This is a genomic window from Gordonia sp. (in: high G+C Gram-positive bacteria) (assembly GCF_047600565.1).
Taxonomy (GTDB): Bacteria; Actinomycetota; Actinomycetes; order Mycobacteriales; family Mycobacteriaceae; genus Gordonia.
This window is the reverse complement of sequence record NZ_JASGKN010000001.1, coordinates 249,784-267,904: the sequence shown is the minus strand read 5'-3', so window position 1 is coordinate 267,904 and position 18,121 is coordinate 249,784. Positions and strand designations below refer to the sequence as shown.

20 protein-coding genes are annotated in these 18,121 nt (G+C 69.9%); 9 read left to right on the top strand and 11 right to left on the bottom strand.

Translation table 11 applies throughout. The features are described from left to right. Together QM774_RS01370 and QM774_RS01365 are read right to left on the bottom strand one after the other, a co-directional pair. Complete coding sequence (locus tag QM774_RS01370) at positions 1-1,587, bottom strand: DNA polymerase Y family protein (RefSeq protein ID WP_414974184.1); 1,587 nt, start codon at positions 1,585-1,587, stop codon at positions 1-3. Next, positions 1,587-2,315, bottom strand: coding sequence for a hypothetical protein (locus tag QM774_RS01365; protein WP_414974183.1), 729 nt, complete (start codon positions 2,313-2,315; stop codon positions 1,587-1,589). Before QM774_RS01365 ends, QM774_RS01370 begins: the two co-directional genes overlap by 1 nt. Before the next feature lie 109 nt (positions 2,316-2,424). Between QM774_RS01365 and QM774_RS01360 the strand changes: the two genes are divergently transcribed. After that, entirely contained in the window at positions 2,425-2,970 is a 546-nt protein-coding gene (locus tag QM774_RS01360) for a hypothetical protein (protein ID WP_414974182.1), read from the top strand. On the opposite strand, the gene QM774_RS01355 is transcribed toward QM774_RS01360, so the two are convergent. Both QM774_RS01355 and QM774_RS01350 read right to left on the bottom strand, forming a co-directional pair. After that, on the bottom strand, positions 2,951-3,607 hold the full coding sequence (locus tag QM774_RS01355; RefSeq protein ID WP_414974181.1) for a response regulator: 657 nt from the start codon (positions 3,605-3,607) through the stop codon (positions 2,951-2,953). The two genes, QM774_RS01360 and QM774_RS01355, sit on opposite strands and share 20 nt — an antisense overlap. Next, the gene (locus QM774_RS01350; RefSeq protein WP_414974180.1) at positions 3,604-4,845 is read right to left on the bottom strand and encodes a PspC domain-containing protein; all 1,242 of its coding nucleotides are present in this window, start codon (positions 4,843-4,845) and stop codon (positions 3,604-3,606) included. The genes QM774_RS01355 and QM774_RS01350 overlap by 4 nt, the downstream gene beginning before the upstream one ends. Before the next feature lie 116 nt (positions 4,846-4,961). Between QM774_RS01350 and QM774_RS01345 the strand changes: the two genes are divergently transcribed. The 3 genes from QM774_RS01345 to QM774_RS01335 are packed head-to-tail and all read left to right on the top strand — an operon-like array spanning position 4,962 to position 6,447. After that, entirely contained in the window at positions 4,962-5,336 is a 375-nt protein-coding gene (locus tag QM774_RS01345; RefSeq protein ID WP_414974179.1) for a PspC domain-containing protein, read from the top strand. Further along, positions 5,303-6,229, top strand: a complete 927-nt coding sequence (locus QM774_RS01340; RefSeq protein WP_414974178.1) for a PspC domain-containing protein — start codon at positions 5,303-5,305, stop codon at positions 6,227-6,229. Before QM774_RS01345 ends, QM774_RS01340 begins: the two co-directional genes overlap by 34 nt. Further along, positions 6,226-6,447 carry a hypothetical protein gene (locus tag QM774_RS01335; RefSeq protein WP_414974177.1) on the top strand — a complete coding sequence of 74 codons (222 nt, stop codon included), beginning with the start codon at positions 6,226-6,228 and terminating at the stop codon, positions 6,445-6,447. The genes QM774_RS01340 and QM774_RS01335 overlap by 4 nt, the downstream gene beginning before the upstream one ends. Positions 6,448-6,459: 12 nt before the next feature. On the opposite strand, the gene guaA is transcribed toward QM774_RS01335, so the two are convergent. Together guaA and QM774_RS01325 are read right to left on the bottom strand one after the other, a co-directional pair. Continuing rightward, entirely contained in the window at positions 6,460-8,046 is a 1,587-nt protein-coding gene (guaA, locus tag QM774_RS01330) for a glutamine-hydrolyzing GMP synthase (RefSeq protein ID WP_414974176.1), read from the bottom strand. Between the two features lie 34 nt (positions 8,047-8,080). Then, positions 8,081-8,836, bottom strand: a complete 756-nt coding sequence (locus tag QM774_RS01325; protein WP_414974175.1) for an SseB family protein — start codon at positions 8,834-8,836, stop codon at positions 8,081-8,083. Between the two features lie 81 nt (positions 8,837-8,917). Between QM774_RS01325 and QM774_RS01320 the strand changes: the two genes are divergently transcribed. From QM774_RS01320 to epsC, 5 genes are read left to right on the top strand one after another with little or no spacing between them, the layout of a single operon-like run. Continuing rightward, positions 8,918-9,520: a biotin transporter BioY gene (locus QM774_RS01320; protein ID WP_414974174.1), complete on the top strand. Its 603-nt coding sequence runs from the start codon at positions 8,918-8,920 to the stop codon at positions 9,518-9,520. 11 nt (positions 9,521-9,531) lie between these two features. Then, complete coding sequence (locus tag QM774_RS01315) at positions 9,532-10,215, top strand: energy-coupling factor ABC transporter ATP-binding protein (protein ID WP_414974173.1); 684 nt, start codon at positions 9,532-9,534, stop codon at positions 10,213-10,215. Then, positions 10,212-10,817, top strand: coding sequence for an energy-coupling factor transporter transmembrane component T family protein (locus QM774_RS01310; RefSeq protein WP_414974172.1), 606 nt, complete (start codon positions 10,212-10,214; stop codon positions 10,815-10,817). The genes QM774_RS01315 and QM774_RS01310 overlap by 4 nt, the downstream gene beginning before the upstream one ends. A gap of 58 nt (positions 10,818-10,875) precedes the next feature. Then, positions 10,876-11,814 (top strand): cysteine synthase A, encoded by a 939-nt coding sequence (gene cysK, locus QM774_RS01305; RefSeq protein WP_414974171.1) that lies wholly within the window; start codon positions 10,876-10,878, stop codon positions 11,812-11,814. Between the two features lie 2 nt (positions 11,815-11,816). Further along, positions 11,817-12,383, top strand: coding sequence for a serine O-acetyltransferase EpsC (epsC, locus tag QM774_RS01300; RefSeq protein ID WP_414974170.1), 567 nt, complete (start codon positions 11,817-11,819; stop codon positions 12,381-12,383). Between the two features lie 58 nt (positions 12,384-12,441). Here epsC and QM774_RS01295 read toward each other — a convergent pair whose 3' ends face one another. The 5 genes from QM774_RS01295 to guaB all read right to left on the bottom strand — a co-directional run bounded on the left by QM774_RS01295 (position 12,442) and on the right by guaB (position 18,062). Then, positions 12,442-13,029, bottom strand: a complete 588-nt coding sequence (locus QM774_RS01295; protein ID WP_414974169.1) for a DUF2165 domain-containing protein — start codon at positions 13,027-13,029, stop codon at positions 12,442-12,444. A gap of 46 nt (positions 13,030-13,075) precedes the next feature. Further along, positions 13,076-13,417: a DUF1801 domain-containing protein gene (locus QM774_RS01290; protein ID WP_414974168.1), complete on the bottom strand. Its 342-nt coding sequence runs from the start codon at positions 13,415-13,417 to the stop codon at positions 13,076-13,078. A gap of 21 nt (positions 13,418-13,438) precedes the next feature. Further along, positions 13,439-15,217, bottom strand: coding sequence for a GMC family oxidoreductase N-terminal domain-containing protein (locus QM774_RS01285; RefSeq protein ID WP_414974167.1), 1,779 nt, complete (start codon positions 15,215-15,217; stop codon positions 13,439-13,441). Positions 15,218-15,359: 142 nt separating this feature from the next. Continuing rightward, the gene (locus QM774_RS01280; protein WP_414974166.1) at positions 15,360-16,526 is read right to left on the bottom strand and encodes a GuaB3 family IMP dehydrogenase-related protein; all 1,167 of its coding nucleotides are present in this window, start codon (positions 16,524-16,526) and stop codon (positions 15,360-15,362) included. Between the two features lie 24 nt (positions 16,527-16,550). Then, positions 16,551-18,062, bottom strand: coding sequence for an IMP dehydrogenase (guaB, locus tag QM774_RS01275; RefSeq protein WP_414974165.1), 1,512 nt, complete (start codon positions 18,060-18,062; stop codon positions 16,551-16,553). Positions 18,063-18,121: the final 59 nt, after the last annotated feature.

Sequence of the window (18,121 nt, the reverse complement as noted above, 5' to 3'; positions counted from 1 at the left end):
TCATTCGTAGACGCCCTCGACGGTCCAGTGCGCGCCGCGATAGCAGAGCAGCAGGGCGCGGGAGTCGTCGAGAAGCACCTGCGCCCGGGCGGCGACCGCGACGGGCCGGGCATCCGCCGACCTCGCGGGGGCATCGATTCCGAACGGCCACGGCCCGGCCCACCACCGGATCCGGCTGCGGCGGCCGCCGACGGCGACGTCGACGGGTTCGGCGGTGAATCCGCCGCGCGGGGTGACGCCCACAGCGTCACCGCGGGCGTCGAAGAGTTCGGCGGCGTCGCGGCACAGCAGTGTCGGCAGCGGACCGGCCAGGCGGTCCGGCCAGGCGGCGTCCACCGGACGCGCCGGAACCTTCTCGTCGCCGAAGACCACCGACGACACCCGCTCGGCCGGCCCCCGACCCCCACTGCGCACCGGAACCCGGACGGCGTCCCCGCCCAACAGCCCCTGGACGCGCACCAGGGCGCGGCGGGCCTGGTCGCCCAGTCCCCCGATCCCCGATTCGGGCGGCAGACCGGCGCCGGTCAACGCATGCTGCAGGGCGCCGGGATCCACCAGTTCCGTCGGCTCCAGGATCAGCCCTACCAGCGGCGAGTCCGGCGCGTCCTGGGTGCCGGCGGCCCGGGTGAGCCAGCCTTCGAGCTGCCAGCGGATCCGATCGGCGGTGGCGTCCGGGGTGAGGGGTTCGGCGCAGCGCCAGGTCCGGGAGTGGCGCTGCCCGAGCTCGGTGATCGCGTGCACGGTCAGTCGGGTGCAGGCCAGCCCCGCCGAAGCGAGACGACGATGCAGTTCGTCGGCCAGCCGCCGACCGAGGAAGGCGGCGGCATCGATGCGGTCGACCGGCGGGTCGCAGTCGTGGTCCACCTCCAGTTCCGCCGGGATCGGTGCACGGCTCGGCCGGCGGCCCGGACGGGCGGAGGCCAGCCGGTGCACGGCGGCCGCATCGGCGGAGAACCGGGAGGCGACGTCGACGGGGTCGAGATCGGCGAAGGCGCCGAGGGTGCGGATCCCCAGCCGCCACAGCACATTCACCAGGTCGTCACGACCCGCCCCGGACAGCGCCGGTTCCACCGCGAGATCGGCGATCGGACGGTCCCGGAGAAAGCCGGCGTCGCCACCGGGTGGAACGCATCGTCCACTGCGGGCGGCGAGCACCGCGGTGAACAGCTGGTCGGCGACTCCGGCCCGCGCGGTGACACCCACCGCTTCGGCGGCGGCGATCACCGCCTCGGACAGCTCCTCCTCCCCGCCGAAGGCGCGCACCGCCCGGTCGGCGGCCACGGCCAGCAGTCCGGGCCGCAGCACCTCGGTCATCGGGACCACACCGGTGACCGCCGCGACCACCGGCTCGAAGAGCCGGCCGTCCCGGTGCTGATCGGCCGGTACGACACACAGTTCCGGGCAGGCCGACTGCGCCTGCCGCTTGCGCATACCGCGGCGCACGCCCGCCTCCCGGGCGGTACGCGAGCAGGCCGCCACCGCCCCGGAGGCCAGCACCGCCACCGGTGCGGTGCCATCGCCGCCGAGGGCCTGTGCGGCCGCGACCGCCGGCCAGTCGGGGCACCAGAGAACGAGAATCCGCTGCATCAGTTCGCCACCGCCAACCGCGGCCGGCCGGTCGCGACGTCGATCTCCACCAGTTCCGGACGACCGGGCTCACCCAGACCGGGTTCCGTCAGCTCGCAGCGCACGGTCGACGGCGCGAGGCCCGTCCCGGACACGCGCACCTCCAGTTCCAGACCACCGATCCGTCCGTAACCGCTGGGCTGGTGGCCGGTGCCCAGCACATGCCGGTAGCCCGCCACCCGGCCCTCGAACCGGATCGCCGCCCCCGGCCAGCATCCGGACTCCCCGACGGCCAGCAGCACCGACGACTGCCGGCGGGCTCGACCGGCGAGGACCCGGGCCCGCGACGGCGTCACCCGCTGCGCGGCCACCAGCACCAGATCGATCCCGTCGAGCAGTACGGCGGCCACGTCGAGGGCGTCGACACCGGGCTGCTCCACGACCGCGATCCGGTTCAGGTCGGCACCCAGGTCTTCGGCGACGGCCAGGTTCAGCTGCGGCAGGCCGATCAGGGCCGCCGTCGATCCGGCGGCGCTGACCTGTGCCAGCACGGCCATCGCCACCGTCGATGCCCCCGCCACCTCCACCACCGAACCGGGCGGCAGACCGCGGCGCGGCAGCAGACCGGCGAGTGGACCGGGCACCGGCAGCACCGTGCGCGACGCCGGCCGCTCGGCCGGCGTCCCCTGCAACTGCGACAGCTGTCGCCGCAGGGCTTCCACCGTGGTGGATGATCTGAGATCGGGCATGCGCTTCCCCTCGCCTGACGATCCGGCGGCAGGGAAGATGCCGTGTTCGAACTTTTGTTCGATTCTAGCGTTCCGGGTGGCCGCGAGTCAACGGGTAGATTCGGTTCCCATGACGACCGCACAGCCCTTCTCCCGCCGGATCGAGTCGCGGAAGCTGTACGCGATCGCGATCGCCGTGGTCGCCGTCCTGGCGATGGCCGTCACCGGTATGCCGTGGATGAATATGAACGGCATCGGCTTCCCGATCAGCTGGAACGGCCTGGGCCACACGTCGTCGGTCGACGGACTGACCGGCGGCCCGAATCCGCTGGGCTGGTATGTGATCGGGGCCGGGATCGTGGCCCTCCTCGCCGCCGGATCCCTGCTGCTCGAACGGACCCGGCCGTATGCGCAGATCGCCTTGTCGGTAGCCGCGATGGCCTCACTCGCCGCGACCGCGGTGCCGGTCGGCATCCTGATCGCGCCGACCTGGTATCACGGTGCGATGTTCGATCGCGGCGGCGTCGGCGACCTGATCCGCGACCCGCACTTCCACATCGCGCGGGACGTCCTGGAGACCCCGGTCCTGGTGGTCGAGGCGATCCTCCTGATCGTCCTCGCCGTCCTGTGCGCCGCCGCGGCCTTCTCGCTGCGGACTACCCGAGCTGACGATTGACCGCCCACCGCGTCAACGCGTTGCGGTTCGACTGCTGCGTCTTGCGGAGCACGTTCGAGGCGTGCGTCTCCACCGTCTTGACCGAGATGAACAGTTCCTCGGCGATCTCGCGGTAGGTGTAGCCGCGGGCCAGCAGACGGAGAACCTCCATCTCGCGGCGGGTCAGCGAATCCAGTTCCGGATCGAGGGCCGGTTCGGGCACCGGCGAGCGTCCGGTGAAGGAGTCGAGCACGAAGCCGGCCAGCCGCGGACTGAACACCGCGTCGCCGTCGGCCACCCGCCGTACCGCGTCCGCCAGCTCGTCGCCGTCGATGGTCTTGGTGACGTATCCGCGCGCGCCGGCCCGAATGGTGGCGATGACGTCGGCGGCCGCGTCGGACACCGACAGCGCCAGGAAGACCGGCGCGTCCGAGCCGAGCGCATTGGTCACACCGCGCAGCACGGCGACGCCTCCGCCACCCGGCATGTGCACGTCGAGCAGTACGACGTCGGGCGTCGACTGAACGATCCCGGCGACCGCCTCCGGCACGGTGCCGGCGTCGCCGATCACCTCGATCCCGTCGGAGGAGGCCAGTTCGGCGCGGACACCGGACCGGAACACCGCGTGGTCGTCGACCAGGAACACCCGAAGCGTCATGACGCCTCCTTCACATCGGATTCGGTCACAGCCGCGTCGGCGATCGCGGTCCGCGGGATCATCAGCGACACGTTGGTGCCGCGCCCGGGCGCCGAGGTGATGTCGGCGGTGCCGCCCGCCCGTTCCATCCGTCCCCGGATGGAGAGGGCCAGACCCTGCCGGTCCTCGTCGACGGCGTCGACGTCGAACCCGGTGCCGCGGTCCCGCACGAACACCTCCACCCGGTCGTCGAGCACTTCGGCGTAGACGTCGACCTTGCCGGCGCCGGAATGTTTGGCGGCGTTGACGAGCGCCTCCCGGGTGGCACCGATGAGGGCGGTGGCCGCGGTGGCGAACTGTTCGTCGCGCATCTCCTCGGGCGTGGTGTCGCCGACGGTCACCGCCTCGATCTCGGTGCCGTAGGACTCCTCCACCTCGGCGGACAGGGCCGTGACGGCGGCCGAGAAGGATTCGCGGCGCTGTGCCGGGTCGCCGAACAGCCAGGCGCGGAGTTCGCGTTCCTGACGCCGCGCCAGACGGGCGACCGTCTCCGGGTCGCCGGACTGCTTCTGGATGAGGGCGAGCGTCTGCAGCACCGAATCGTGCAGGTGGGAGGCGATCTGTTCGCGTTCGTCGGTGCGGATGCGGGCCGCGCGTTCGGCGTCGAGGGCCCGCAGCAACCGCATCCAGAGCGGCACGGTCAGCAGCAGCACGCCGATGATCGTGGCGAGCACGGCCAGCACGGTCGAGCTGAAGCCGCCGAGTACCGAATCGCTGGCGACCACCATCACCACCAGGCCACCGACCACCAGGGCCGCACCCAGGCCGACACGCATCCACGTGGTGACCGACCGGTGCGACGCGACACCGGTGACGTCGGCTTCCCGCCAGATGAGCGCCATGCCGCCGAGCACGAAGATGACGGCGAGAGTCTGCTGGGCGGGGGCGTTGGCGGCGAACATGGCGTTCGCGACCAGTGCCGCGATCCCGATGGCGGCCAGACCCCACGCCTGGCGGCGCTGTGCCGGCGGCACCGGGGCGACGTCGTCGCCCTGCGGACAGAAGAACCACAGCAGCGCATAGGCGAGGACGCCGGCGCCACCGAGGGCGGCCAGCACCACGAACACGACACGGACCCGGAAGACGTCGACGCCGAGTTCGTCGGCCACACCACCGCAGACACCGGCGATGACACGTCCCCCGTTGCGCCGCACCAGTCGGGGCGCACGGGTGCCGTCGTCGAGCATCGCGCGTTTCATCACCTCCGATACTGGCACGTCCGGCGCCCCCGGGAACCTCCCCGGCACGGAGTTCAGGGAGCATCTCAGGGTTCTTCCCGATCCCCCGGCGCCGCCAGAAGGCCAGGATCGAAGACATGAACAGCTCGACTCTGTCCGATCTCTGGGCGACGCGTCCCCTCCGGCGCCGCGACGGCCACAAGGTCGCCGGCGTCTGTTCGGGCTTCGGTGCCCGCTACGACGTCGACCCGACCCTGATCCGCGTCGCCTTCATCGTGGCGACCATCTTCGGCGGCAGCGGCGTCCTGCTGTACATCCTGGCCGTCATCGCCCTGCCGTCACTGCCCGGCAGCGGCGCTCCGCTCCGGATGGAACGGCGCCGTGCGCACCGCGGCAAGCATCCGTGGGGCGTCTCCCCGCTGGTGTTGTGGATTCTGGTCGCCGTCGTGGTGGTGTCCACCGTTCGGGGCGGGTCGATGTGGAGTTCGGCGGCATCGCCGGCTTCGTACTGATGCTGGTCGGCTGGTGGTTGCTGTACCAGCGCACGCCGACCGCGCCGGAAGGCACGGCCGCCGACCAGCGGGCCGCGATGGCGGCGACGACCGCACCCGTCTACGGCCCCCAGGAACCGGTGCCCGCCGACCAGTACGCCGAGAACAGTGCAGAGCAGCCGGCCGCGGAGACCGTCCCGACGGTCGCCGAACCCGATCATTCGGTCCCGCAGCGCCCGGTCCCGCCGTCCTGGGATCCACTCGGCGCGGCACCCTTCGCCTGGGATCTGCCGGAGCCGCCGACATCGGCGACCACCAGCGAGAAGCAGCCCAAGAATGCGCTGACCTACATCGTGCCCGGACTGGCCGTGCTGACGGCCGCCGCCGGTGCCGCCGGTCACGCGGTCGGCATCGAATGGTTCACCGTCGGCCGGATCGCGTCCCTGGCGCTCGCCGTCCTGGGTATCGGCATGCTGATCGCGTCGCTGCAGCGTCGCCCCTCCGGCGGGCACGCCGACGGACTCGTCGGTCTGGCGCTGCTCACCGCGGCGATCGCCGTGGTGGCCACCCTTGCGCACCAGAACGATTTCTCCGTCGCCCGCGGCGGCATCGGCGACCGCGAATGGCGGCCGCACAGCGAATCCGATCTGCTCAGCTCCTACCGGCTCGGGGTCGGCTCGTCGGTCCTCGACCTGAGTGATCTGCCGTCGATCGGCCACGACCGGACCATCAGCGTCCAGCAGGGCGTCGGCGATCTGACGGTCCGGCTGCCCGAGAAGGTGCGTGTCCGCGCCGAGTGCAGCACCGGGGTCGGCGACATCAGCTGCCCGCAGGGCATCGTCGGCGACGGCGACGGCCCGATCCTGACCATCCAGGCCCGCAACGGCCTGGGAGATGTGGAGATGACGAAGTGAACCCGAACAGCACCGAGACCACACCGGAACCCGATGCCGCGCCCACCCGGCGATCCCCGTTTCTGGCGCTCGCCGGCATCGTGACCCTGCTCGTCTCCGCGTGGGGTCTGACCGGCGGCGTGAACCTCCCCGACCTGAACCTGGTGCCGTGGATCCTGATCGGCGTCGGCGTTCTGGTCGGTGTGGTTCTGGTGATCAGCGGCCTGCGACGCAGCTGACCTGCGCGGGGGTCACTCCCACTCGATGGTGCCCGGCGGCTTGCTGGTGACGTCGAGGACCACGCGGTTGACGTCTTCCACCTCGTTGGTGATGCGGGTGGAGATGGTCTCGAGCACCTCGTAGGGCACGCGAGTCCAGTCGGCGGTCATGGCGTCCTCGGACGAGACCGGGCGCAGCACGATCGGGTGACCGTAGGTGCGTCCGTCGCCTTGCACGCCCACCGAGCGGACGTCGGCGAGCAGCACCACCGGGCACTGCCAGATCTGGCCGTCCAGTCCGGCGGCCGACAGTTCTTCGCGGGCGATCAGATCGGCCTTGCGCAGCAGGTCGAGGCGGTCTTTGGTGACCTCGCCGACGATGCGGATCGCCAGGCCAGGGCCGGGGAACGGCTGTCGGCTGACGATCTCTTCGGGGAGCCCGAGTTCACGGCCGACCGCACGCACCTCGTCCTTGAACAGCAGCCGCAACGGTTCGACGAGCGTGAACTCGAGGTCCTCGGGCAGGCCGCCGACGTTGTGGTGACTCTTGATGTTGGCGGTGCCGCTGCCGCCGCCGGACTCGACGACGTCCGGGTACAGCGTGCCCTGCACCAGGAAGTCGACCTTCTTGCCCGCGGCCGCCTGATCGCCCAGGACCTCGGACACGGCGCCCTCGAAGGAGCGGATGAACTCGCGGCCGATGATCTTGCGCTTGGCCTCCGGGTCGGAGACGCCGGCCAGGTCGGAGAGGAACGTGTCTTCGGCGTCGACGGTCACCAGACGGGCACCGGTGGCGGCGACGAAGTCGGTCTGCACCTGCTCGCGCTCGCCGGCCCGCAACAGACCGTGGTCGACGAAGACACAGGTGAGGCGATCGCCGATGGCACGCTGCACCAGCGCGGCGGCGACCGCGGAGTCGACACCGCCGGACAGGCCGCAGATCGCGAGACCGTCGTCGCCGACCTGCTCGCGGACGTCGGCGATCAGCGACTCGGCGATGTTCGCGGCCGTCCAGGTCGGCTTCAAGCCGGCCACCTCGTAGAGGAAACGGGTCAGGATCTCCTGACCGTGCGGGGTGTGGAGCACCTCCGGGTGGTACTGGACGCCGGCCATCTTCTTCTCGACGCACTCGAACGCCGCGACCGGAGCGCCCGGGGTGGAGGCGGTGACGGTGAAGCCCTGCGGGGGTTCCTGCACGGCGTCGTTGTGGCTCATCCACACCGGCTGGGACTGACTGAGTCCGTGGTGCAGGACGCCGCCATCGCCGGCGACGTCCATCATGGTCCGGCCGAACTCGCGGCCACCGGTGTTGGCGACGGTGCCGCCCAGCAGGTCGGTCATCTTCTGGAAGCCGTAGCAGATGCCGAACACCGGAATGCCCAGCTCCAACAGCTGCGGGTCGATCGTGGGGGCGCCGTCGGCGTACACCGAGGCGGGTCCGCCCGACAGCACCAGAGCGGCCGGATTCTTGGCCCGGTACTCCTCGATCGGGGCGTCGTGCGCGATCACCTCGGAGTAGATTCGCGCCTCACGGACACGTCGTGCGATGAGCTGGGCGTACTGCGCGCCGAAGTCGACGACGAGAACAGGGCGTGGCTGGTCAGGCGAGGTATCCGTCACGACGGCCAGTCTATCGGCAGCCGGCGCCCATCGGTCAGCCAGGGATCGTCCGCAGTCTGTCCGCCCCGATGACCGTCGCCGGGCCGGCCGGGTTCACGACCACCCCCTGCTGTCCGGCGTCGAGGGCGATTCGCGCCACCTCGGCGAGCGTCACCGGCTGGGAACCGCAGGCGCTGTTCCACGCCCACACCTCGGCGGGCGCGGTACCGATCACCGCGTACGACGCGCCGTCGGGACCGGTCGTGAACAACGGAACCACCGTTTCGCGGCCGTGCTCGTCGCGCTGGACCTGAAACGGCAGATGGACCCGCGTCGCGGCGAGCTGGGCGAGGAAGGCGTCGAACGGCACCGACTGCTCGACGGTCATCGAGGCCAGCCGGCCGGCGGTCGACGGGTCACCGTCGAACTGCTGGCGGATCTCATCGGCGTAGGCGATGAACGCACCGTCGGAGCGGCCGTCGATGACGATGCCTTCGTAGTCGTCCATCGCCATCTGCAGGACGGCGGCGGCCGGCTGCACCAGGGACGCCCCGGGATGTTCCAGGTAGCGGGTCAGTTCGTGGTTGTCGGTGAACACCACCAGCAGGCGGCGACCGGTGTTGTCGAGATGCGAGCCGATCGTGAGGGTGTCGCCCTTCTGCAGGCCTACGGCCGGATCGGCGATGGACGTGCCGGTCGAGTCGAGCAGCAGCTCGCCGACCACGGCCCGGCGCATCACCTCGGCGAACACCTGATGGTCTTTGCGCTGCGCCCACAGCGACAGCGCCTGTGCCACCCGTTCATTGCTCACCGGCTCCATTCCCCGATCGTAAGCCGTCCGGGATCAGGGCACCCTCACCACGACCGACACCCGGTGCCATAACCTTGACGGGTGCCTGGCTTCCTCAAGTTCTCCATCGCCGACCTGACGCAGGCGGCCGTCTTCGCCGCCCTGATCGTGGTGCTCGGACTGCCCGGGCAGATCCAGCTGTCGTCCGGCGTACCGATCACCCTGCAATCGATGGGCATCATGCTCGCCGGCCTCGTCCTCGGCCCCAAGAAGGGCGCCCTCGCGGTGGTCATCTTCATGGTGCTGGCGATCGCCGGTCTGCCGGTCCTCGCCGGTGGCCGTACCGGGCTGACGTCGCTGGCCGCCCCGACCGCCGGATACTTCGTCGGATTCCTGCCGGCCGTCATCGTCATCGGCCTGCTCACCGCAATGCTGATGCCGCGCTACAGCATCGTCTGGGGTTTCCTCGCCGCCGTCATCGGCGGAATCCTCATCGACTACGCCTGCGGCATCGTGGGGCTGCTCATCCGCACCGACGAGTCGCTCGAGTACGTGATCATCACCGCCAACGCCTCGTTCGTGCCCGGCGACCTCCTCAAAGCACTCGTCGCGTCGCTCGTGGCCGCCGCCGTCCACCGCGGACGCCCCGGCCTCGTCGCCCCGCTCCGCCTACGCCGCACCTCCCCGGCCGCCGTCGAGGACTGACCGGGCCGATCATGGGGTCCATCGCGTTCGACGGCGTCTCGCACGCCTTCGGCGACCGCGAGGTGCTGCGCGACGTCACCGTCGAACTCACCGAGCATCGGATCGGCGTCGTCGGCGCGAACGGCAGCGGGAAGTCGACGCTCGCCCGCATGATCAACGGCCTGATCGTTCCGGACTCCGGCACGGTCACGGTCGACGGCCTCGACGTGAAGAAGAAGACCCGCGACGTGCGACGGCGGGTCGGATTCATCTTCTCCGATCCGGATCGGCAGATCATCATGCCGACGGTCCTCGAAGACATCGAGCTGTCGTTGACCCGCACGGTCAAGGACAAGCACGAACGGCGGACCCGCGCCTTGGCCGCCCTCGGCGATTTCGGTCTGGCCGACCACGCCGATCAACCGTCGCACACACTGTCCGGCGGGCAGAAGCAGTTGCTGGCGCTCGCCTCGATCATGGTGATCGGACCGTCGATCCTGGTCGCGGACGAACCGACCACCATGCTCGACCTGCGCAACGCGGCCATGCTGGAGGGCGCCCTCGACCGGCTGGACGAACAGCTGATCGTCCTCACCCACGATCTCGACCTGCTCGCCGGCTACGACCGGGTGCTGGTGCTCGACGGCGGCCGGATCGTCGCCGACGACGCCCCCGCCCCGGCCATCGCCCACTACCGGCGGTTGATGGCCCGATGACCACACCGTTGGGCACCTATGTGCCCGGGACCTCCCCGATCCACCGGCTGCCCGCAGGAGTCAAACTGATCGCCCTGATCGCGGCGATCGTCGCGATGACGGTCACCGTGAAGACCCCGGTCGGCGGCGCCGTGGCCCTCGGTGCGGTGGTGGCGGTGTTCGCGCTGGCGGGTGTCGGACCGAAGGCGGCCTGGCCGCTCATGCGTGGCACCCTGCTGACGGTGGCGATCATCTTCGTCGCACAGCTGATCGTCGCCGGCCTGCGATCGGCGACCGTCGTCTCCGCGGTCCTGCTGGCCTCGATCGCCCTGGCCGCGGTGGTCACCCTGACCACCCGCACGTCCGACCTGATCGACGCGATCGTGGTCGCCCTGTCGCCGCTCGCCCGGCTCGGGGTGCGCACCGATCTGATCGCGATGGGATTCGCTCTGACCCTCCGTTCGGTGCCGGTGATCGCCGGACTGGTCACGCAGGTCGATCAGGCGCGCCGGGCCCGCGGGTTGCGGGCCGGTCCCCGCGTCCTGTTCGTGCCGGTGGTCCTCGCCGCCCTCGACGTCGCCGACGGGTACGCGGACACCTTGGCGGCCCGCGGTCTCGACTGACTAGGCTCGAAGCACCAGTCCTTTCCGGCATCTTTCGACAAGCTCAAGGAGCAGATCAATGCCTCAGAACGTCTTCGACGATGTGACCGCGGCCGTCGGCCGCACCCCGCTCGTGCGCCTCAACCGGATCACCGACGGCGCCGGCGCCACCGTGCTGGCCAAGCTCGAGTCGTACAACCCTGCGAACTCGGTGAAGGACCGCATCGCGGTGTCCATCATCGACGCCGCCGAGGCCGACGGCACCCTGCCGCCCGGCGGCACGATCGTCGAGGCGACCTCCGGCAACACCGGTATCGCGCTGGCGATGGTCGGTGCCGCGCGCGGCTACAAGGTCGTCATCGCGATGCCCGAGTCGATGTCGAAGGAGCGGCGCGCACTGCTGCGTGCCTTCGGCGCCGAACTGGTGCTGACGCCGGCCGCCGAAGGCATGGCCGGCGCGGTCAAGAAGGCCGAGGAGATCGCCTCCGAGCGTCCGGGCGCCGTGCTGGCCCGACAGTTCGCCAACCCGGCGAACGCCGACGTCCACCGTAAGACCACCGCCGAGGAGGTCTGGAACGACACCGACGGCGGCGTCGACGTGTTCGTCGCAGGCATCGGTACCGGCGGCACCATCACCGGTGTCGGCCAGGTGCTCAAGGAACGCAAGCCCGAAGTGAAGATCATCGCCGTCGAGCCGGCCGAATCGCCGATCCTCAACGGCGGCAACCCGGCACCGCACAAGATCCAGGGTCTGGGCGCCAACTTCGTGCCCGACGTCCTGGACCGTGACGTGTACGACGAGGTGCTCGACGTCAACGCCGAGGATGCGGTCGCGTGGGCGCGCCGCGCCGCCACCGAGGAGGGGCTGCTCGTGGGCATCTCGTCCGGTGCCGCACTCAAGGCCGCGATCGACGTCGCCAAGCGTCCGGAGTCGAAGGGCAAGACCATCGTCGTCGTGCTGCCGGACTTCGGTGAGCGCTACCTGTCGACGGTCCTGTTCGAAGGGCTCGTGGACTGACGATGGGGCTTCTGGGCACCCTCCGCGAGGACTTGCAGACCGCACGCGACCGTGACCCGGCCGCCCGGTCTCTCGTGGAGGTGGCCCTCGCCTACCCCGGGGTGCACGCACTCTGGTTCCACCGGGTCGCACACGGACTGTGGGAGGCCGGATTCCGGTTACCTGCCCGCCTGCTGTCGCAGCTGGGTCGCACGGTCACCGGTATCGAGATCCATCCGGGGGCGACGATCGGCCGCCGCTTCTTCATCGATCACGGCATGGGCGTGGTGATCGGCGAGACCGCCGAGGTCGGCGAGGACGTGGTCATGTTCCACGGATCCACTCTCGGCGGCACCAGCATGAACAAGGGCAAGCGCCATCCGACCGTCGGTGATCGGGTGCTGATCGGCGCCGGCGCCAAGGTCCTCGGCCCCATCACCGTCGGCGACGACGCGAAGGTGGGCGCCAACGCGGTGGTCGTGCGGGACGTCCCGCCCGGCTATGTGGCCGTCGGTGTGGCCGCCAAAGCGCGGCCCGGGCACGACGGCGACGACGTGGACCCGTACGCCGAACCGGCGCTCTACATCTGACATCGGATACGCGAACGCCCGGACGATTTCTCGTCCGGGCGTTCGGCGTTCGTGAGGGTCAGGAGGACAGTTCTCCCTGGTGGCCCTTCTTCCAGGCCGGGGAGGCGATGTGGATGAGGACGATGCCCAGCAGCGCGATGAGGGCGTTGCGCAGCGCCGCCTCCTCGCCGTTCCAGACGATCGAGCGCCACATCTGGAACCACTCGCCGCCGATCGCGATGAAGCCGCCGGCGAACAGCGCCACGATCATCAGCAGACCGCCGCTGCCCCAGCGACGGGCCGAAGCGAAGGGCTCGTCCTTGATGAAGGCACGCGCGAACTTGTACGACGCGAACAGCAGCACCAGGCCGGCCAGCGACTCCCAGACGATGACCAGGATGTAGCCGATGTTCCACAGCACCGGGCTGTGGATGGCGCGCCAGGAGACGTCGGGGTCGAGGTCCTGGCCGGCGTGTGCGGCGTCCTCGAAGTTGATGGTGTCCATCGAGAGGACACCCTTCACGAACTCGTAGTTGGTGTCGTAGTCGGTGATGTTGCCGATGGCGACGAGGGTGATGTAGACGGCGTTGATGAGCACGAGGACCGCTGCGGCGAACGGCAGAGTGCCGAGGAACGTCCAGCGGACACGGGTACGGGGTTCAGTCATGAGCACACCCTAAGCGGGCCGGGGTCCGCGCGCGAGCCGAACGGCGTTACTTGTCGCGATTGCGTGCGACGGCCGCCCGGACCAGCGCGGTGAAGGCGTCCTCGTCCAGTGCCGCATCCTCGGTGAGGTCGATCGCCCGGCGTGTGCCGGCGGTCAGGCTGGCGTTGAAGACGTGCGCCGGATCGGGCAGCGAGGCGCCGTACGCGAACGTCGTCTTGATCTTGTCCTTGTAGGTCTCCAGAGTGCAGATCAGCCCGTCCGCACTGAAGGTGGGCACCCCGTCGGGATTCGACGGCTTGCGCCACTTGACCTCTTCGACGATGCCGTCGTCGGCGGCCAGGATCAGCCGGCGGATCTGCTCGGCACGCTCGTCACGCCAATCGCTCATGCGTCCGAGCCTACGCCGCGCTCAGGCCTTGCCGGCCTTGGTGGGTGTGGCGTTCTTGGCGGCGGTGCGTGCCGCGGTCGAGGTCACCGGCGTGATCGACAGACGCAGCGCGCCGGGTGCCCCCTCGGGCACCACCGGGCTGTTCGGCTTCACCGGGTCGATGCGCCGGTACGGTTCGCCCTGCGCGGGACGCGGATCGGCTTCGCCCTTGTTGGGCCACAGCGAGGCGGCCCGCTCGGCCTGCGCGGAGATCGACAGGGACGGGTTCACGCCCAGATTCGCCGAGATCGCGGCGCCGTCGGTCACATACAGCGTCGGGTAGTTCCACACGCGGTGGTACGGATCGATGACGCCGTTCTCCGGGCTGTCGGAGATGGCGCAGCCGCCGAGGTAGTGCGCAGTCATCGGCATGTTGAAGATGTCGCCCCAGGTGCCGCCCGCGATGCCGTCGGGCAGCTTGGCGGCCATCCGGCGCACCGCGTCGTTGCCCTCCGGGATCCAGGTCGGGTTGGGCTCGCCGATGCCCTGCTTGGAGGTGATGTATTTGAACGGGCCGCGCCGGCGCACATAGGTGGTCAGCGAGTTGTTGTTGTTCTGCATCACCAGCGCGATGATGGTGCGCTCACTCCAGCCCTTCACCACCAGCATGCGGACCAGCAGGAACGGATTCTTGATCACCTGCAGCAGGAACTGCTTCAAGCGTGAAGGCACTGTGCCGCCGTCGGTCAGGATCGTCTGCAGGAAGGCGATCGCGTTGCTGCCCTTGCTGTAGCGGACCGGTTCGATGTGCGTATTCGACTTCGGGTGGAAGGACGAGGTGATCGCGACGCCCTGGGTGAGGTCGTTGTTCGGGTCGACCTTCTTGGACATGGCGCCGAGGATGGACTCGGAGTTGGTGCGGGTCAGCACGCCGACGTTCGACAGCTTCGGCAGCGTCGAGGACTTCGCGTGGTGCAGCAGCCGCTGCGTGTTGAAGGTGCCGGCGGCGACGATCACGTTGTCGGCGGTGAGCTGACGGCGGCGGGCGCCGAACGGACCCCACGACGACGATCCGTGCGTCGAGACCACCCAGCTGCCGTCGCTGCGCTCTTCGAGCCGGTCGACGGTGGTGCGGTCGATGATGGTGGCGCCGGCCTTCTCGGCGAGGCCGAGGTAGTTCTTCAAGAGGGTGTTCTTGGCGCCGACGCGGCAGCCGACCATGCAGGCGCCGCACTCGGTGCACGCCGTCCGCTTCGGTCCCACACCGCCGAAGTACGGGTCGTCGACGGTCTGGCCCGGCTTGCCCTGGCCGCCGGTCTTCTCGCCGAAGAAGACGCCGACCGGGGTGGGCACGAAGGTGTCGCCGACACCCATGTCGTCGGCCACCTCCTTCATCACCTTGTCGGCGTTGGTGAAGGTCGGATTCTCCACGACACCCAGCATCCGGCGCGCCTGGTCGTAGAACGGGTCGAGTTCGCTCTCCCAGTCGGTGATGTGATTCCACTGGGGGTCGGTGAAGAACGGGGTCGGCGGCTTGTACAGCGTGTTCGCGTAGTTCAGCGAACCGCCGCCCACACCGGCACCGGCCATGATCATGACGTCCTTGAGCGCATGGATGCGCTGAACGCCGTAGAGACCGAGTTTGGGGGCCCACACGTACTTGTTCAGACGCCAGCTGGTCTTGGCGAACTGGTCGTCCTCGAAACGGCGTCCCGCTTCGATGACGGCGACCTTGTAGCCCTTCTCCACCAGGCGCAACGCACTGACGCTGCCGCCGAATCCGGAGCCGATGATGATGACGTCATAGTCGGTGTGTGCCATGCCACATCACTCTAATGACCGTTGTCACGGTCCGGAAAGGAAGTGTTACCTAACTTGGTTTCGACTCGGGCTCGTTCCTCGCCCGGCTCAACCAACGAGCGGGACACGGGCTCGTTCCTCGCCCGGCTCAGCGAGAGGGCGCTCAGCCGCGAACGGACAGGCCGACCTTCTGGAACTCCTTGAGGTCGGCGTAGCCGGCCTTGGCCATCGACCGGCGCAGCGCGCCCACCAGGTTCAGGCCACCGTCCGGATCGTCCGATGGACCGGTCAGCACCTGTTCGAGGCTCGGCCGGTCCGACTCCTCGGCCACCTGCAGCAGCGCACCGCGCGGGGTGTCCGGGTGGGCGGCGGCCGACGGCCAGTACCAGCCGCGTCCGGGAGCCTCCGCCGATGCCGCGAGCGGGGTGCCCAGCGAGACGGCGTCGGCACCGCAGGCGATGGCCTTGGCCAGGTCGCCCGAGGTGTGCAGGTCGCCGTCGGCGATGACGTGCACGTAGCGGCCGCCGGTCTCGTCGAGGTAGTCGCGGCGGGCGGCGGCGGCGTCGGCGATGGCGGTCGCCATCGGCACCCCGATGCCGAGCACCTCGTTGGTGGTGGTGGCGCCCTCGGCGGAGCCGTACCCGACGATCACACCGGCCGCACCGGTCCGCATCGAATGCAGGGCGGTGCGGTGGTCGTGGACGCCGCCGGCGATCACCGGGATGTCCAGTTCGGCGATGAACGTCTTGAGGTTCAGCGGCTCGTCGATCAGGTCGTCGCTGTCGCCGCTCGGCACCAGCACCACGTGCTCGGCCGAGATGATGGTGCCGTGCACCACCAGGATCTCGAGGCCGGCCTCGAGCAGCGCCGGGGTCAGTTCGGGCGCGTGCTGCGGGCTGACGCGGACCGCGGTGGTGACGCCGGCCTCGCGGATCTTGGCGACGGCCTCGGCGACCAGTTCGGTCTGGACCGGCGCCGAATGCAGCTTCTGCAGCGCACGGACGGCGGCGGTGGGATCGGGGTTCTGGTCGGCGATGTCGACCAGCTCGGAGATCTTCTTCTCGACGTCCTTGTGGCGCGCCCACAGGCCTTCGCCGTTCAGCACACCCATCGCACCGAGCTTGCCGAGCGCGATCACCGCGTCCGGCGAGCCGATGGCGTCGGTCGGATGGTTCAGGATCGGCGCGTCGAACCGGTAGGCGTCGATCTGCCACGCGGTGGAGACGTGCTTGGACGACCGTGTCCGGCGGGACGGGACGATCGAGATGTCTTCGAGTTCATAGGTCCGGCGGGCGGTCCGCCCCATGCCGAATTCGACGAGGTCACGCACGACGGCGCCTTTCTGTCGGCTCGCTCAGCGAGTGTAGTAGTTGGGCGCTTCCGCGGTGAGGGTGATGTCGTGCGGGTGCGACTCCTTGAGCCCGGCCGCGGTGATCTGAACGAACTGCGCGTTCTGCAGTTCGGCGATGGTCGAGGCGCCGGTGTAGCCCATGGCGGCACGCAGACCGCCGACCAGCTGATGGATCACCTGGCTGAGGGGCCCCCGGAACGGGACGCGCCCCTCGATGCCCTCGGGCACCAGCTTGTCTTCGGCGAGCACGTCGTCCTGGAAGTAGCGGTCCTTCGAGTACGACTTGCCCTGACCGCGGCCCTGCATGGCGCCCAGCGAGCCCATGCCGCGGTAGCTCTTGAACTGCTTGCCGTTCACCAGGATCAGGTCGCCGGGCGATTCGGCGGTGCCGGCGAGCAGCGAACCCAGCATGGCGGTGGATGCGCCGGCCGCGAGGGCCTTGGCGACGTCGCCGGAGTACTGGAGACCGCCGTCGGCGATCACCGGGACGCCGGCCGCCTTGGCGACGGCGACCGCTTCGAGGATCGCGGTGATCTGCGGGGCACCGACACCGGCCACCACACGGGTGGTGCAGATGGAGCCGGGACCGACACCGACCTTGACGGCGTCCACGCCGGCGTCGATCAGCGCCTGGGCACCGCCGCGGGTCGCGACGTTGCCGCCGATCAGCTGGACGCGGCCGCCGAACTCCTTCTTGAGGGTGGTGATCATGTCGAGCACACCGCGCGAATGACCGTGGGCGCTGTCGACCACCAGCACGTCGACCCCGGCGTCGGCGAGGGCCCCGGCGCGCTGCCGGGCCTCGTCGCCGGCACCGACGGCGGCACCGACCAGCAGGCGGCCGTCGGCGTCCTTGGTGGCGTTGGGGTGCTTCTCGGTCTTGACGAAGTCCTTGACCGTGATCAGGCCGGTCAGCTTGCCGGCGCCGTCGACGATCGGCAGCTTCTCCTTCTTGTGGCGGCGCAGCAGGCCGAGCGCGGCCTCGGCGGAGACGCCCTCCTGCGCGACGATCAACGGTGCCGGGGTCATCACCTCGGCGACCTTGCGCGACTGGTCGTGCTCGAACCGCATGTCGCGGTTGGTGATGATGCCGACCAGGTCGCCCTTGGCGTCGACCACCGGCAGACCCGAGATGCGGTACTTGGCGCACATCTCGTCGACCTCGGCGAGGGTGTTGTCCGGGCTGCAGGTGACCGGATCGGTCACCATGCCGGCCTCCGACCGCTTGACGGTCTCGACCGCGGAGGCCTGCACGTCGACGGGGAGGTTGCGGTGCAGCACGCCCATGCCGCCGACCCGCGCCATCGCGATGGCCATCCGCGATTCGGTGACGGTGTCCATCGCCGAACTCACCAGCGGCACCTTGAGGCTGATCTCGCGGGTCAGCTGCGACGAGGTGTCCACCGCGTTGGGAACCACGTCGGAGGCGGCCGGAAGCAGCAGGACGTCATCGAAGGTCAGGCCGAGCATGGCGACCTTGTCGGGATCGTCTCCCCCAGTGCGAACGTGCGTCATCGCTCCATCGTATCGGCCTGGTCGGTGGCGCAGAAAGCCGGATCGAGTACGGTGGACTC

Bases quoted from the DNA above. Each gene is read 5' to 3' on its own strand.
- QM774_RS01285 (WP_414974167.1), bottom strand. From the start codon at position 15,217: ATGGCACACACCGACTATGACGTCATCATCATCGGCTCCGGATTCGGC.
- cysK (WP_414974171.1), top strand. From the start codon at position 10,876: ATGCCTCAGAACGTCTTCGACGATGTGACCGCGGCCGTCGGCCGCACC.
- guaB (WP_414974165.1), bottom strand. From the start codon at position 18,062: ATGACGCACGTTCGCACTGGGGGAGACGATCCCGACAAGGTCGCCATG.
- QM774_RS01355 (WP_414974181.1), bottom strand. From the start codon at position 3,607: ATGACGCTTCGGGTGTTCCTGGTCGACGACCACGCGGTGTTCCGGTCC.
- epsC (WP_414974170.1), top strand. From the start codon at position 11,817: ATGGGGCTTCTGGGCACCCTCCGCGAGGACTTGCAGACCGCACGCGAC.
- QM774_RS01295 (WP_414974169.1), bottom strand. From the start codon at position 13,029: ATGACTGAACCCCGTACCCGTGTCCGCTGGACGTTCCTCGGCACTCTG.
- QM774_RS01345 (WP_414974179.1), top strand. From the start codon at position 4,962: ATGAACAGCTCGACTCTGTCCGATCTCTGGGCGACGCGTCCCCTCCGG.
- QM774_RS01310 (WP_414974172.1), top strand. From the start codon at position 10,212: ATGACCACACCGTTGGGCACCTATGTGCCCGGGACCTCCCCGATCCAC.
- QM774_RS01350 (WP_414974180.1), bottom strand. From the start codon at position 4,845: ATGAAACGCGCGATGCTCGACGACGGCACCCGTGCGCCCCGACTGGTG.
- QM774_RS01290 (WP_414974168.1), bottom strand. From the start codon at position 13,417: ATGAGCGATTGGCGTGACGAGCGTGCCGAGCAGATCCGCCGGCTGATC.
- QM774_RS01360 (WP_414974182.1), top strand. From the start codon at position 2,425: ATGACGACCGCACAGCCCTTCTCCCGCCGGATCGAGTCGCGGAAGCTG.
- QM774_RS01365 (WP_414974183.1), bottom strand. From the start codon at position 2,315: ATGCCCGATCTCAGATCATCCACCACGGTGGAAGCCCTGCGGCGACAG.
- QM774_RS01370 (WP_414974184.1), bottom strand. From the start codon at position 1,587: ATGCAGCGGATTCTCGTTCTCTGGTGCCCCGACTGGCCGGCGGTCGCG.
- QM774_RS01315 (WP_414974173.1), top strand. From the start codon at position 9,532: ATGGGGTCCATCGCGTTCGACGGCGTCTCGCACGCCTTCGGCGACCGC.